This window comes from Marinobacter alexandrii (assembly GCF_005871205.1).
Classification (GTDB): Bacteria; Pseudomonadota; Gammaproteobacteria; order Pseudomonadales; family Oleiphilaceae; genus Marinobacter; species Marinobacter alexandrii.
The window spans coordinates 757,782-771,669 of sequence record NZ_SWKM01000012.1 but is presented as its reverse complement, the minus strand read 5'-3'; the positions used below and the strand labels follow the sequence as shown (position 1 = coordinate 771,669).

Annotated in this window: 11 protein-coding genes; 5 read left to right on the top strand and 6 right to left on the bottom strand. The window is 62.3% G+C overall.

Features of this window, described 5'->3' with window-relative positions; all coding sequences use genetic code 11:
• Window positions 1-6: 6 nt before the first annotated feature.
• From FCS96_RS10490 to FCS96_RS10475, 5 genes are all read right to left on the bottom strand, one after another.
• Window positions 7-753 (bottom strand): DUF484 family protein, encoded by a 747-nt coding sequence (locus FCS96_RS10490; protein ID WP_138440287.1) that lies wholly within the window; start codon window positions 751-753, stop codon window positions 7-9.
• Between the two features lie 25 nt (window positions 754-778).
• Window positions 779-1,684, bottom strand: coding sequence for a diaminopimelate epimerase (gene dapF, locus FCS96_RS10485; protein ID WP_138440286.1), 906 nt, complete (start codon window positions 1,682-1,684; stop codon window positions 779-781).
• Window positions 1,685-1,698: 14 nt separating this feature from the next.
• Window positions 1,699-2,949, bottom strand: a complete 1,251-nt coding sequence (lysA, locus tag FCS96_RS10480; protein WP_138440285.1) for a diaminopimelate decarboxylase — start codon at window positions 2,947-2,949, stop codon at window positions 1,699-1,701.
• Between the two features lie 40 nt (window positions 2,950-2,989).
• Complete coding sequence (lptM, locus tag FCS96_RS20140) at window positions 2,990-3,166, bottom strand: LPS translocon maturation chaperone LptM (protein WP_212747071.1); 177 nt, start codon at window positions 3,164-3,166, stop codon at window positions 2,990-2,992.
• Window positions 3,167-3,231: 65 nt separating this feature from the next.
• Window positions 3,232-6,090, bottom strand: coding sequence for a class I adenylate cyclase (locus FCS96_RS10475; RefSeq protein ID WP_138440284.1), 2,859 nt, complete (start codon window positions 6,088-6,090; stop codon window positions 3,232-3,234).
• A 147-nt stretch (window positions 6,091-6,237) separates the two neighbouring features.
• Here FCS96_RS10475 and FCS96_RS10470 point away from each other — a divergent pair, with 147 nt between their 5' ends.
• A complete protein-coding gene (locus FCS96_RS10470) occupies window positions 6,238-8,682 on the top strand; it encodes an EAL domain-containing protein (protein ID WP_138440283.1) in 2,445 nt (814 codons plus the stop codon).
• Between the two features lie 27 nt (window positions 8,683-8,709).
• Here the strand turns inward: FCS96_RS10470 and argH are convergent, their stop codons facing one another.
• Complete coding sequence (argH, locus tag FCS96_RS10465; protein ID WP_138440282.1) at window positions 8,710-10,119, bottom strand: argininosuccinate lyase; 1,410 nt, start codon at window positions 10,117-10,119, stop codon at window positions 8,710-8,712.
• Window positions 10,120-10,291: 172 nt separating this feature from the next.
• On the opposite strand from argH, the gene FCS96_RS10460 reads away from it, so the two are divergent.
• The 4 genes from FCS96_RS10460 to FCS96_RS10445 all read left to right on the top strand — a co-directional run bounded on the left by FCS96_RS10460 (window position 10,292) and on the right by FCS96_RS10445 (window position 13,885).
• Window positions 10,292-11,284, top strand: coding sequence for a sensor histidine kinase (locus tag FCS96_RS10460; protein ID WP_138440428.1), 993 nt, complete (start codon window positions 10,292-10,294; stop codon window positions 11,282-11,284).
• A gap of 9 nt (window positions 11,285-11,293) precedes the next feature.
• Window positions 11,294-12,055, top strand: a complete 762-nt coding sequence (locus FCS96_RS10455) for a LytR/AlgR family response regulator transcription factor (protein ID WP_138440281.1) — start codon at window positions 11,294-11,296, stop codon at window positions 12,053-12,055.
• Between the two features lie 95 nt (window positions 12,056-12,150).
• Window positions 12,151-13,092 (top strand): hydroxymethylbilane synthase, encoded by a 942-nt coding sequence (gene hemC / locus FCS96_RS10450; protein WP_138440280.1) that lies wholly within the window; start codon window positions 12,151-12,153, stop codon window positions 13,090-13,092.
• Window positions 13,073-13,885 carry a uroporphyrinogen-III synthase gene (locus tag FCS96_RS10445; RefSeq protein WP_138440279.1) on the top strand — a complete coding sequence of 271 codons (813 nt, stop codon included), beginning with the start codon at window positions 13,073-13,075 and terminating at the stop codon, window positions 13,883-13,885. Before hemC ends, FCS96_RS10445 begins: the two co-directional genes overlap by 20 nt.
• The last annotated feature ends 3 nt before the right edge of the window (window positions 13,886-13,888 follow it).

Here is a 13,888-nt window from a genome sequence, read left to right as displayed (position 1 = left end):
GCCACTTCAGCGGGATTCCGTTGCGATCTCGGAGACCGGAGCCGCGGCGGTGTGGCGCTGCACCATTGGGGGCAGAAGACGGCTCAGGGTATCGCTGATATAGCTCAGAAACAGCGAGCCCATGCTCTGGTCAAAATAGCCGGGCTGGCAGCTACCCACGGCAAACACCCCAACCAGCTCGTCGCTGCGCAGAGGCACCAGCGCCACCGAAGCAATGGGTTCTTCCCGGTCCGGGAACAGGAAGGCCCGCTCACTCTCCCGGAACTGACCACAGACCGCGCGATCACCCTCAAGCAGGGAACCCAGGCGCTCCCGGGCTTCGACCGGACGCACTACATGCAGAGCACCCTGGGACGCGCCAGCAACGTCGGCGTCGGTGAACAGCAGGACCGACGCGGCGTCGAGGCCAAAATCTCCGCGGATGCTGTCATCAATGGCAGAGGCCATATCATTCAAGGTGCGGGCCTCAATCACCTGCATCAGCAGGCGTTTGCTCTTCTCAAACAGGCGGTCATTCTGGCGGGCAATGGACACCAGTTCGACCAGCTCCCGGCGCAGCGTATCCCGCTGCTCCCGGAACAGGTGCACCTGGCGCTCCACCAGTGAGATGGCTCGACCGCTGTCATGGGGAAGGGTCAGACTGCGCAGCAGCTCGTCCTGATCCACGAAAAACTCCGGATTCTCACGCAGGTAATCCGCTACCTGCTCCCGGGTGAGCTCTTCGGCCTTCTCGTGGGCCGTTTGTTCTGTCATCACGCTCTCCTGACTGTCCGGACCATTATCGGGAGGATCTGCCGTTTCTCCGGCGACGCCCCTGATGGTCGCCTGGCAGCCGAAGTTGGCCTTCGAATACGCTCGTTGCGGGGCCTTCCATCATAACAGGGGCCCCCTCACCCTGCCATTCGATCATCAAGCGGCCACCACGCAGCTCAACTTCGACCCGGTGATCCAGCAGCCCTCGCAGGCAGCCTGCCACGACGGCTGCACAGGCACCACTGCCACAGGCCAGGGTTTCTCCTGAGCCACGTTCAAACACCCGCAAGCGGGCGTGACTGCGATCGATAATCTGGAGAAAACCGATGTTGGCCCGGGCTGGGAAACGGGGATGGGTTTCCAGCCGCGGCCCCAGGGTTTCCACCGGTGCGGTATCGACATCATCGACCACCAGAACGCCATGGGGGTTACCCATGGAGATCGCGCTCAGTTCCACGCTGGCGCCATCCACATCCACGGTGTACACATCCTTGCGTCGATCAGCGGCAAACGGAATGGCCGGCGGGTTGAGCTCCGGCACTCCCATGTTCACCATCACCAGGCCGTCTTTGCCCACCCGCAACTCGATCACGCCCTTGGCGGTCTGCACCCGGATCACCCGCTTGTTGGTCAGGCGTTGGTCACGGACGAAGCGGGCAAAACAACGGGCACCATTGCCACACTGTTCCACTTCGGAGCCGTCGGCGTTGAATATCCGGTAGCGAAAGTCCACGTCCGGAAGTCCTGGCGGCTCCACCACCAGCAACTGATCGAAGCCGATACCGAAGTTGCGATCGGCCAGTTCCCGAATCACCTCCGGACGCAGCCTAAACGGCTGACTGATGGCATCAACCACCATGAAGTCGTTGCCGAGGCCATGCATCTTGGTGAATCGCAAAGCCGCGCCCTGGCCCCGTCGCTGTTGACTCATATCTGGCACTCCGCTCATTCCGGCAGACAGCTTTCAGGCGCAAGCTGGTCTTCCAGCGTTTCACGGCGGCGAACCACGTGCACCTGATCACCATCAACCATCAGCTCAGGTGGCCGGTTGCGGCTGTTGTAGTTCGAGCTCATCACGAAGCCGTACGCGCCGGCGGAACGAACCGCCAGCAGGTCACCGGCCTGAAGCCGAAGCGACCGGTCCTTACCCAGGAAGTCGCCGGTCTCGCACACCGGACCGACCAGGTCCCAGAGCTTCTCCTCGCCTTCGGGATGAGGCTTTACCGGCACGATCGCCTGCCAGGCATCGTACAGGGCCGGCCGGATCAGATCGTTCATGGCGGCGTCAATGATGCCGAAGTTGCGGTGCTCGGTGCACTTCAGGAATTCCACCCGGGTCAGCAGGATACCGGCATTGGCGGCGATCGAACGTCCCGGTTCCATCACCAGCTCCAGCTTGCGGTCGCCGAGCCGGGCCGCCAGCGCCGTCACATAGTCCGACGGCTGTGGTGGCTGTTCCTGGTTATAGGTCACACCCAGGCCTCCGCCGATGTCCAGGTGGCGCACAGTAATTCCCTGTTCGGCCAGGGTGTCGATCAGCGCCAGCACCCGGTCGAGGGCATCCAGAAACGGCGATACCGAGGTCAGCTGGGAGCCGATGTGGCAATCCACACCTTTGATATCGAGGTTGGGCAAGCCCGAGGCACGGGCATAGATTGCAGGCGCTTCGGCAATGTCGATGCCGAACTTGTTCTCTTTCAGCCCGGTGGAGATGTAGGGGTGAGTACCGGCGTCGACATCGGGATTCACCCGCAGCGATACCGGCGCCTTGACGCCCATCTCACCGGCAACGGCGTTCAGGCGATCAAGCTCGGTATCCGACTCAACATTGAAACAGCGCACGCCAACCTCGAGCGCACGCTTCATTTCCCACTCCTGCTTGCCCACGCCGGAGAACACCACCTTACTGGCATCACCGCCGGCCCGCAGCACCCGCTCCAGCTCACCGGCAGACACAATGTCGAAGCCCGCACCCAGGCGCACCAGCACATTCAGTACCGCCAGGTTGCTGTTGGCTTTCACCGCGTAGCACACCAGATGCGGGCGGCCTTCGAGGGCATCGTCATAGGCCCGGTAATGGCGTTCAAGGGTCGCCCGGGAATACACGTAGGCCGGGGTTCCAAAGCGCTCGGCAATGGTTGCGACCGGCACGTCCTCGGCGAAAAGCTCGCCGTTGCGGTAATTGAAGTGATCCATGATTGTCCTGATTCGTTAAACGGGGCACCCGAGCAGTGGGTTAGTCGCCGACATCCTCATCGTCGCGGACATCCCGGCTGCCGGTTTCAGCAGGAGCCGCGCTCGCTTCCGCTGTCGACTCACCCGGAGCCTCCCGGTAAAGCGGGCCCTTCTGACCGCAGCCGGCCATTGCCGTCAGCAGAATCAGACCGGTGACCAGAATGTGTACCGCGCGCATGCTTGCTACCCCTATGTTTATATTGGCGCAAGTATACCTGAGACCCGGCCCGCGCGGCGAGAACACTAACGCCCGCTGCTCAGCACCCGATTCAGGGATTGCTCCAGAATCAAGCGATAGTAGAGGTACTGACAGGTCTGTATATCCCGTTGGTAGACCTGGGGATCGAGATCGTTGGGCAGGTGCAGGTCGGTCAGATACACCGGGTAGCCGTCCTGATTCTGGCGCAGTGACCGGATATAGTGGGCCACTGCCGGAATCAGCTGGTCACCGTACTCCTGCACGGTGAATTCATGCTCACCACAGAACATATCAAAGCGAACCCGACTGCCACCCTCCTGCACCCCGACCGCCTGGACTTCCAGGCCCGGCAGGGTCGAGGCTACATCGTGCTCCGGCCGTAGTTCGGTCTGCCATTTCCCAGCCCGCTGCACCACTTCCAGACACTGGATACCGGCACCCGCCATGGGCATGTCGCCTTGGCGCAGGAGCCTGCGCTCCAGCAGATTTTCCAGAAAACGCAGCAATGGCGTAAGCAGATAGCGACGATTGCTGACAGGCTGTTCCCAGCTGGTTACTGACCCCATCTCGTCCACCACCCACAGACGCGCCTGATCGCCCCGCAAATGGTAGAACACCTGAATGCTGTCCGGCTCGCTGGCCTGGCAGACCGCCCTGAGCGCGGGTTCGTCGATGGCCGCGTAGCGATCAAACACCACCGGCAAGTACTGTTCCTGAGGCAACGCCAGGTGCGCCATCAGACCGGCGAAACTGTCGAGGGCGACAAAACCCGGTTCCTGGCCGCTGAACTGGAGCAGAAAATAGCGTCGGTCCATCTCGATGACGTAGCGCAACGGATGCGGCCCAACACCGCCGGCAAAGAACTGTCGCAAAACATCGCCGAACAGCTCCTGAACCCGCCGGGCAACAGCGGCACCGTGGCCGCGATTGTGGCTGTGAACCTGAATACCGGGCAGCTCGGCCGGATTTCCGGCCACCGACGCCAGCACGTTTTTCAGGCACTGGATCAGGGTGTCGCCCGCCGCATAGTGCTGCAGGCTCACTTCATGCCAGCTATTGAAGGTAGTCTGGTCGATGGTCACCACCAGGTTTTCCCGGCCCCCACTGAAGCCCAGGGAGTCATGCCGGGCACTGAGTTTGTGCAGGCCTTTCTCGGTCAGATGGGCCTGGGGGTCAACGGCGACATTCACCAGCAGCAGGTGTCGCAACGGGTGCACCCTACGGGACAATGCGTCCCGGTCAGCCGGTTCAATCGGAAACGGTAGAAAACTGGCCAGGGCATCCAGCATTTCCCGAAGTTCGCTGACCGACGCCACACTGTGACCGGCTCGCACGTTCAATCGAGTCGCCCGGGACAGCAGTCCATTGCAGTAACACCACAGCATCAGCTCGGTGAGATTGCCGGACCGGCGAATAACCGGCTGCCAGAAGGCATCTGACGGGTCTTCCAGATCCCGGTACAGGAGCCAGCCATTGCCATCACCACCCTGTTCCGATTGGTGATGAAACGCCAGATTCTCCTCCACCAGTGTCGGCGCCAGGCCCGGATTGATCTGCTCAACCTTGCCCGCCTTGCGCTGGAACGCCGCGTACAGTTTACGCCCCAGCAGATTGATGTCGTTGGCGCTAATGGCGGCGCGGGTCCCGTGGTCCCGGGCCATTTTCGATAACAGTCGATAGCTGTGAGTGAGCTCGGCGACAATCACCCGGCGCAACCGGGTGACGTCTTCCGCCCGCCAGCGCTGGCGGTTATCCAACTCAGTCAACACCGGCTCGGGCCATTGCCAGCGTTCAACCATTTGCGCCATCAGGTGCGCCCGCCATTGTCCCGGTGCCTGGTCAGCGCGGGTCAGCGGTAACCCGGCCTTCAGGTACAGGCTCCGCCGCACCAGATCAAGCCGGGCGCGTGCCTCCGGCGCGGACAGCCAGGCCTCCAGCCGGTTGTACAGCAAGACGTAGGGATCCAGCCCATCGGCATCGGTGTTGCCCAGGTACACCGCGCGCTTGAACACGCTGGACAACAGCGGCTGATCCGCGGTCTGGGCATAGCATTCAATCAGCAACAACTTGAGAATCGATTTCCAGGGCGCATCAATGCCCTTGTACAGCTGCCAGACCCCGGCCCCCAGAAACTCCTCCTCGGGAATCGCCGACACCGGGCCAAAATCGATGAACTCATCGCCCCGGATAAACCGGCAATCCACCAGTTGGCGCATGCACTCGTCATAGCGGGTTTCCTGATCGGCCGGCACCAGCCACCACATCGGGTAACGACCACCCAGATGGATACTGGTGCGGTAGAACTCATCCAGCAGCAGATAATGCTGGGCGCTACCGCAATTCTCGCCAGTCACCTCGGCCCGTTGACGCCCGGCCCGCCAATCGTCGGCGCAGAATACGAACACGTGCAGCTCAACCCCCAACGAGGCGGCCCAGTCGGACAGCCGGTCGGCCTTGCGCTCGAGACAGCGGATCCCCCGCTCCGGCAGATCACTGCGATGGCACAACCACAGATCCAGGTCGCTGGCTACGGAATGGCCAAGGGTACCGGGACTGCCCATCAGGAACAGGGCATCCAGGTCCGCTCTGCGTTTGCCCTCGTCGCGCACGCTAAAAGTACGGGCCAGACGACGGGCGGCGCCCAGTGTTGCGGGTGAAGGTTGATAGTGGCTCAGGCCGTAAGGGCAATCGGCGTCCTGATAGCCGGGCAAGGCCGGGTGATTGGCATGAAACACCAACGGCAGGATGTCCAGCACCACCTGCTGGCGATAGGTCAACGCCGAATGTGCCCGTTGCCAGCGCTGCTGATTGACCACAAGAAACCGATCTCGCAAACGACGCAGGATTTTGCGATCAATACCCTCGTCAAAATTCAGGGCGATCGGGGCAACATGGGCGGTCAAGGTAGCTCCCGGGAGAGGTTCTTTTCGAAGTCAGTATCAGTATGATGGAGCATCGTGGCAAAACCGACAAAAAAATTAAAGCGATGCCGGCAGGATGCGGGCACCGTGCGCTGAATCGAAGAAAAAGAAGACCGAGGCTCACCTGTCGTGAAAGAATTCGTTATTCGTCGCTACCGTTCCGATCAGCCCAGCGGTTCCGAGCGCAGCACCTTGATGCGCATCGATGACGAGGGCAAGGTCCTGTTCGCCGACCGTCACGCTGAATCCGTCCTTGGCTACAATGCCTACGAACTCGAAGGCTTCCCGGCAAACCGGATGTTGGCCTCACGCCAGGACGACCCCTTCGCGCCCGCCAACCGCGACCAGCTCGAACGGGGGCAAACGGTTATGGTGACCTGCCGGCACAAGGACGGCTTCTTCTACACCGCCTGCCTTAGCCTGCGCCTGGACATGCGGGATTCCGACACCGCCGCAAACGCCAGCATCAACCAGCAGGACAGCCTGAACATGGATCCGCGCCTGTTAAAGCAGGCCGAGGACAGCGCCGCGTTCGGACTCTGGCAACTGGACGCCCGAACTAACGAAATGGCCTGGACCGAGGGCGTGTTCCGGCTACTGGAACTTCGGCCCTACTCGGACATCACCCCGGAGCAGGCATTGTTTTACTGCCAGGCTGGTCAGAGCCGGATCCGGGCGCTGTTTCGCCGTTGCCTACGGACCGGCCAGCCGTTCACTCTGGAACTGGCCCTGCTCACCACCCGCCAGCGCTCCCGCCGTGTGCGCCTGTATGGCCGGGCCCTGAAAGACGGCCAGCAGATCCAACGGGTGGGCGGCAGCCTAGTGGATCTGACCCCGGTGATGCACCAGAACCACGCCCGGCAGCACGCCGAACAGATCCTAGAGGCCACCACACTGGCCACTCCAGACCTAGTGGCGGCAGTGGACCGGGAGCTCACCCTACTGCATTGCAATGCCCCGTTCCGACAGCAATTTGCCAGCGCCTTTGGCGTGACCCCAGGCACCGGCGACAACCTCAAGCAACTGCTGGCCAACCACCCCAATGAACGCCGGCTGATCGAACGGTTGTGGCAGCGGGCCTTCGACCGGGACAGCTTTGTCGTGGAGATGCCCCTGGCCCAGCAAAACAGGGACCTGCCGATCTACGAATTCCACTACCAACGATTGACCAACAGCCAGGGCGAAGTGACCGGCGCCGTTCAGGTCGCCAAGGACATCAGCCAGCACATCCAGCACAGCGCCAGCAGCGACTACCGTATCCGCCACGACCCGGTCACCGGCCTGATGAACCGGCGTGCCTTCATTGCCCGCGTGCTGCGCACACTGGAACAGAAAACCCACCGTGACTCCTGCGACAGCCTGCTCTATCTCGACCTCGATGGCTTTGAAGACTTCAATGACCGAGCCGGCAGTGGCACCTGCGACCGCTACCTGCGAGAGCTGGCGGGCACCCTCGGCATCCGGGTGCGGCAACGGGATGCCCTGGCCCGGCTGTCTGGAGACACCTTCGCCCTTCTGATCGAGAACTGCCCGGAACCCCGGGCCCGGAAAATTGCCGAGGACATCCTGACGCTGATTGGTAAGTTTGTCTTCGAGTGGCAGGGGCAGGCCCTGCAGACCACGGCCTCCGGCGGGTTGCTGGTGCTGGAAACCGACGTTCCCAGCGATCCCGAGCAATTGCTGAACCAGGCAGCCAACCTGTGCCACACCGCAAAAACGTCCGGACGCAACCGGGTACACACGGCCCGGGCTTTGTCCTGCCAGGCCGACGACAGCACCGCGAATCAGCAATTGCAGTTGATCCGTCAGGCGCTGGAGGACAACACCCTGATCCTGGATTACCAGGCGCTCCGTCCTGTGGCCAGTGTTACCTGGGGCGATCACATCGAGATTCTGTGCCGGATACCCGGCGATGGCGACAACGCAGAGCCACTGCAGCCGAACCAGTTTCTGCCGATTGCCGAGCGTTTCGACCTGGCCAAACGACTGGACCGCCGGGTCATCAGTGAAACCCTGGCCTGGCTCGGCAGCCAGCCGTTACTGGAACCACGCATAAAATACTGTGGCTTCAACCTGTCACTGGCTAACGTGCTGGACGATACCTTTGCCGACTTCATGGAAACACAGCTACGGCAATCACAGTTCCCGGCGCACTGTTTCTGCCTGGAAATCCGCGAAGCCCATGCCACCCAATACCCGGAAGAGGTGGCCGTACTGTGCGACGCCCTACACCGGATCGGCTGTCGCGTGGCATTGGACGGAGCCGGCGCATCGGTGGAAAGCTACAGCCTGGCGGCCAACCTGCCGGTCGACATCATCAAACTGGATCGTCGGGTCATGGAAAATCTGGACGAGGATCCGGTGCAGCAGGTCATGGCAGAAGCCCTGCACCGGATTGCCGAGGTGGCGGGCAAACAGACCGTGGCGACGTTTATCGAAAACGACGACACGCTCAGAAAGGTACGAACCTTGGGGATTCATTACGGCCAGGGCTTCCGATTAGCCCGGCCGCAACCACTGGCGGACCTCACGCCCGCCACGGTTGATCTGACCACCGGGCGCATCGGCGGTTAACCGCGCGCCCTGGTCAATTCGCTGGACTCAGCCCAGCAGCTTGCGTGCCCGACCAACGGCGGCCCGCACCTGATCCGGCGCGGTGCCACCCAGGTGATCCCGGGCCTGAACTGAGCCGTCCAGGGTCAGCACGTCGAATACGTCCTCACCGATCACGTCCGAGAACTTCTTGAGCTCGTCCAGGGTCATGTCCGACAGGTCACGGCCCTCGGCCACCCCAAAGGCGACCGATTTGCCGACGATTTCGTGAGCATCGCGGAAGGCCACGCCTTTCTTGACCAAGTAGTCCGCCAGGTCGGTAGCGGTGGAGAAACCACGCTTGGCCGCCACACGCATGTTGTCGGCCTTGGCACGAATCGCGGGAATCATGTCGGCGTAGGCTTTCAGGCAGCCCTTGATGGTGTCGACGGTGTCGAACAGCGGCTCCTTGTCCTCCTGGTTATCCTTGTTGTAGGCCAGCGGCTGGCTCTTCATCAGGGTCAACAGGCTGATCAGGTGACCATTGACCCGGCCGGTCTTGCCGCGCACCAGTTCCGGCACATCCGGATTTTTCTTCTGGGGCATGATTGATGAGCCGGTGCAGAACCGGTCCGGCAGATCGACAAAATCAAACTGGGCCGAGGTCCACAGCACCAGTTCCTCGCTGAAGCGCGACAGGTGGGTCATCAGCAGCGCGGAGAAGCTGCAGAATTCGATGGCAAAATCCCGGTCACTGACCGAATCCAGCGAGTTTTCGCTCGGGCGGTCAAAGCCCAGCAGCTGCGCTGTCATGTTGCGGTCAATGGGATAGGTAGTACCGGCCAGGGCGGCTGCGCCCAGGGGCATGACATTGACCCGCTTGCGGCAATCCTGCAGACGTTCAGCATCGCGCACCAGCATCTCGTACCAGGCCAGCAGGTGGTGACCAAAGGTGACCGGCTGGGCGGTTTGCAAATGGGTGAAACCGGGCATGATGGTGTCGGCCTCGCGCTCGGCCAGATCCAACAGCCCCAACTGCAGGCGATGCAGCTCTTCGGCGATGACATCGATCTCGTCGCGCAGGTACAGGCGGATATCGGTAGCGACCTGGTCGTTACGGCTGCGACCGGTGTGCAGCTTCTTGCCGGTGATGCCGATGCGGTCGGTCAGCCGCGCCTCGATGTTCATGTGAACGTCTTCCAGGCTTACGGACCACTCAAACGTGCCGGCTTCGATGTCTTCCTTGACCGCCTTCAGGCCTTCAATGATGGTGTCGCGCTCTTCCTCGGTCAGCACGCCCACCGCGGCCAGCATGGTGGCGTGGGCGATGGAACCGGTGATGTCATGGTGATACAGGCGCTGATCAAAGCCCACGGATGCGGTGAAGCGCTCGACGAAGGCGTCGGTCGGCTCGCTGAAGCGTCCGCCCCAGGGTTTTTCAGACGTTGTGGCCTGGTCAGGTTTGTTCTGATCCGTCATGGTCTATCTTTCCTGCTGACAGCCCGGCATCATCGGCCGGGAATTGGGTAAATTAGTGTGGCGGGAGTATAGCATTCTGGCCGATGTAAAGGAGCCACCCCTGAACGGTGACAAAGCGGTAGACGTCAGCGAATTCTTTGTGCCAGACCTGTGCCGGGTGCGGGCAGTGTTCATGCTGCTGATCACCAGCGAACTGCTGGTGCTGGTGCTGGCGATCGTCCAGGCCGAGGCCAGCTGGATCGACTGGAACTACTTTGGCCTGCTGTCGCTCTTCGTGCAGTGGACCACTCTGACCAGTGCCGCGCTGATCTGTCTGCTGCGGCAATGGCTGGCCCGCCTGACGGTGGCCCGGGCCACTCTCAGTATTGTCACCATAGTGCTGCTGGACGTGTTCGCGTTCAGCCTGTTCGCCGACAGCGTCCTCCACCCCCAGGCCGGGGTAGCGGTGTGGCAGGGTATCGCCAAGAAACTGCTGCTTGCCCTGCTGATCGTGCTGATGGTGCTGCGCTATTTTTACCTGCAGCATCAGTGGCAACAGCAGCGGGAAGCGGAGATGCAGTCGCACCTGACTGCACTGCAGGCCCGAATTCAGCCCCACTTCCTGTTCAACAGCATGAACACCATCGCCAGCCTGATCGCAGTCAATCCGGACCAGGCCGAAGAAGCCGTCCTGGATCTGTCGGAGCTATTCCGGGCCAGCCTGCGCACCGTGGACCAACTGATTCCCCTGAATCAGGAGCTCGACCTGTGCCAGCGTTACCTGGCCATTGAAGCCTTGCGCCTGGGCGACCGCCTGACCCTGGAGTGGGCCATTGAACCGGGGCTTAAGGCCCAGGCCATTCCGCCCCTGTCGCTGCAGCCGTTGGTGGAAAACGCCATCTACCACGGCATCCAGCCCCGGCCCGGCGGCGGCACCGTGCGCATCGAGGCGCAGTCCCGCGGCGATTTTGTATACTTGATGGTTCAGAACCCGATACCGGATCAGAACGATCGCCAGCACGAGGGCAACCGGATGGCCCTGGCCAATATCCGGCTGCGCCTGCAGGCGCTTTTTGGCGCTCCGGCGGTGCTCAAACAGAGTCACCACAACGACATTTACACGGTCACCCTGAGACTGCCGCGCCAAAGCGCGAACAGCCAGCCAGCCACGGACCAGAGGAGCTGATTACCCGCCATGCCCAACAGCCCTTCCAGCCCCCGCAGAATTCTGATCGCTGACGACGAACCGCTGGCACGGGAGCGGTTGCGTCGGCTGGTCAGTACACTCCCCGAGTACACGGTGTGCGGCGAGGCCGCCGATGGCGATGCGGCCCTACAGCAGGTGGCCAGCCTGGAGCCGGACATCCTGCTGCTGGACATCCGGATGCCCGGCATGGACGGCATGGAGGCGGCGGCCCGGTTGGAACAGCTCACCAACCCGCCCGCGCTGATCTTCTGCACCGCTTACGACCACTATGCGATCCAGGCGTTCGGCGTTCAGGCCACCGCCTACCTGCTCAAGCCGGTGCGCAAAGAAGCCCTGGCCGATGCCCTGGGGCGGGTTGGCCGGGTCAACCGGGTGCAGCGACAAGCACTAACGGAGCAGAGCACTGCCAACGATGAACAGCTCGCAGTACGGACCTATCGAGGTACCGAACTGATTGACCTGGCCGATATCCTGTACTGCGAGGCGGACCAGAAGTACGTCACCCTGCACCACGCCACGGGCGAAACCGTGTGCGATTTCACGCTAAAGGAACTTGAGGGCAGCTACCCCCACCATCTGCTGCGCATTCATCGCCACACTTTGGTTGGCGTACGTTTCATCCAGGCCCTGCGACGCACCCCCGATGGCCAAAGTGTGGTCGCGCTGCGCGATGGCCAGGGCGAACTGCCGGTCAGCCGTCGACACGCCAGCAGCGTGCGCCAGTGGCTGCAGGAACACCAGCCGGGATAGGGCCTTCCCTCGGGAACCCACAACACCGATAGCGGGACATTTTTGCCGTCACAAGGTAACCTTGGCGTACATTTCCCGAACTGACAGTGAGTGGCATGTCCAAACGCACCCTTCGCATCGCAACCCGCAGCAGTGCCCTGGCACTGTGGCAGGCAGAATTCATCAAGGCGGAACTGGAACGGCTGAACGACGACATCACCGTTGAGCTGGTCAAGATCAAGACCCAGGGCGACAAGATTCTGGATGTGCCCCTGGCCAAGATCGGCGGTAAAGGTCTGTTCGTGAAGGAATTGGAAGAGGCGATGCTGGATGGCCGCGCGGATCTGGCGGTGCACTCCATGAAAGACGTCCCCATGCACTTCCCGGAAGGCCTCGGCCTGGTCGCCATCTGTGAGCGCGAGGACCCGACCGACGCGTTCGTAAGCAACAACTACGACGACGTTGATGCCCTGCCCGATGGCGCCGTGGTTGGCACCGCCAGCCTGCGCCGCGAGGCGCAACTGCGCGCCTACCGCCCGGACCTGCAGATCCGCGTACTTCGGGGCAACGTCAACACCCGCCTGGCCAAGCTCGACGCCGGCGACTACGACGCGATCGTACTGGCCAGCTCCGGCCTCAAACGCCTGGGCTTCCACGATCGAATCCGCTACTGCCTGCCGGACACCATTTCGCTGCCGGCCGTGGGCCAGGGCGCCCTCGGTATTGAATGCCGACTCGACGACAATGAGCTGCGCGCCATGCTGGAGCCGCTGAACCACGTTGACACCTGGGACCGGGTCAGCGCCGAGCGCGCTCTAAACCGCCGGCTCGAAGGCGGCTGCCAGGTGCCCATCGCGGCCTACGCCCTGCTGGAAGACAACGACACACTCTGGCTGCGTGGCCTGGTCGGTGCCGTCGACGGCACCCAGATCTTCCGGGTGGAAGGCCGGGCACCTCGCAGCGAAGGCGAACGCCTGGGCCGCGAGCTGGCCGAAGACCTGCTCGCGCTCGGTGCCGACAAGGTACTGGCTGAGATCTATGGCCACACCCCCCGCTAAGTTGCCCGATCTCCAGGGCCGGCACATCCTGATCTGCCGGCCCGAACCCGAAGCCTCCCGCCTTGCCCAGTGTTTTCGTGAAGCTGGCGCCGTGCCTCGGGTGCTGTCCCTGATCGAGCGCGAGCCGTTGCCGGAGACCCCGGAGCGCCGCACCCTGATCCTCAGCCTTGATCACTACACCCACATCATCACCGTCAGCCCCTACGCGGCCCGCCTGCTCCTGGACGAGGTGGACACCTGGTGGCCACAGGTCCCGACCGGCATTCGCTGGTACGCCGTCGGTGCCGGCAGCGCTGCGGTACTGGCCGAACAAGGACTGAGCCCGCGCCGACCGGCTCAGGGCTGGACCAGCGAAGCGCTGCTGGCCCTGCCCTCCCTGGCCCGGATCGACGGCGAACGGGTACTGCTGGCACGGGGTGAAGACGGGCGCGAACTGATTCGGGAAACCCTGGAAGCGCGGGGCGCGCAGGTGACGGTGTTGCCACTGTATCGGCGCTACCTGCCGGACCACCCGAGCGATCAGATTAAACGCCTGCTGGGCGACTTTGCTCCCGAGGCCATCGTCACGCTCTCGGGCGAAACCTTGAACAATCTCATCGCACTATGTGCGAAGAGCGGCCATAATCTATACGATAGGTTATTGATTGTTCCCGCAGATCGGGTCGCCGACCAGGCTCGTACTGCAGGGTTCAAATTTCCGTGCATACCAGGAAGCCTTGCCGACAACGACATCGTGGCCACCGTTGCAGAGCAACTGAACGGCCGGGACGGTAGCTCCGGAACAGTTAAGTAAGGA

Coding starts and splice junctions, on each gene's coding strand:
- FCS96_RS10445 (WP_138440279.1), top strand. CDS start 13,073: ATGGCCACACCCCCCGCTAAGTTGCCCGATCTCCAGGGCCGGCACATC.
- FCS96_RS10455 (WP_138440281.1), top strand. CDS start 11,294: ATGCCCAACAGCCCTTCCAGCCCCCGCAGAATTCTGATCGCTGACGAC.
- FCS96_RS10460 (WP_138440428.1), top strand. CDS start 10,292: ATGCTGCTGATCACCAGCGAACTGCTGGTGCTGGTGCTGGCGATCGTC.
- argH (WP_138440282.1), bottom strand. CDS start 10,119: ATGACGGATCAGAACAAACCTGACCAGGCCACAACGTCTGAAAAACCC.
- lysA (WP_138440285.1), bottom strand. CDS start 2,949: ATGGATCACTTCAATTACCGCAACGGCGAGCTTTTCGCCGAGGACGTG.
- lptM (WP_212747071.1), bottom strand. CDS start 3,166: ATGCGCGCGGTACACATTCTGGTCACCGGTCTGATTCTGCTGACGGCA.
- hemC (WP_138440280.1), top strand. CDS start 12,151: ATGTCCAAACGCACCCTTCGCATCGCAACCCGCAGCAGTGCCCTGGCA.
- dapF (WP_138440286.1), bottom strand. CDS start 1,684: ATGAGTCAACAGCGACGGGGCCAGGGCGCGGCTTTGCGATTCACCAAG.
- FCS96_RS10490 (WP_138440287.1), bottom strand. CDS start 753: ATGACAGAACAAACGGCCCACGAGAAGGCCGAAGAGCTCACCCGGGAG.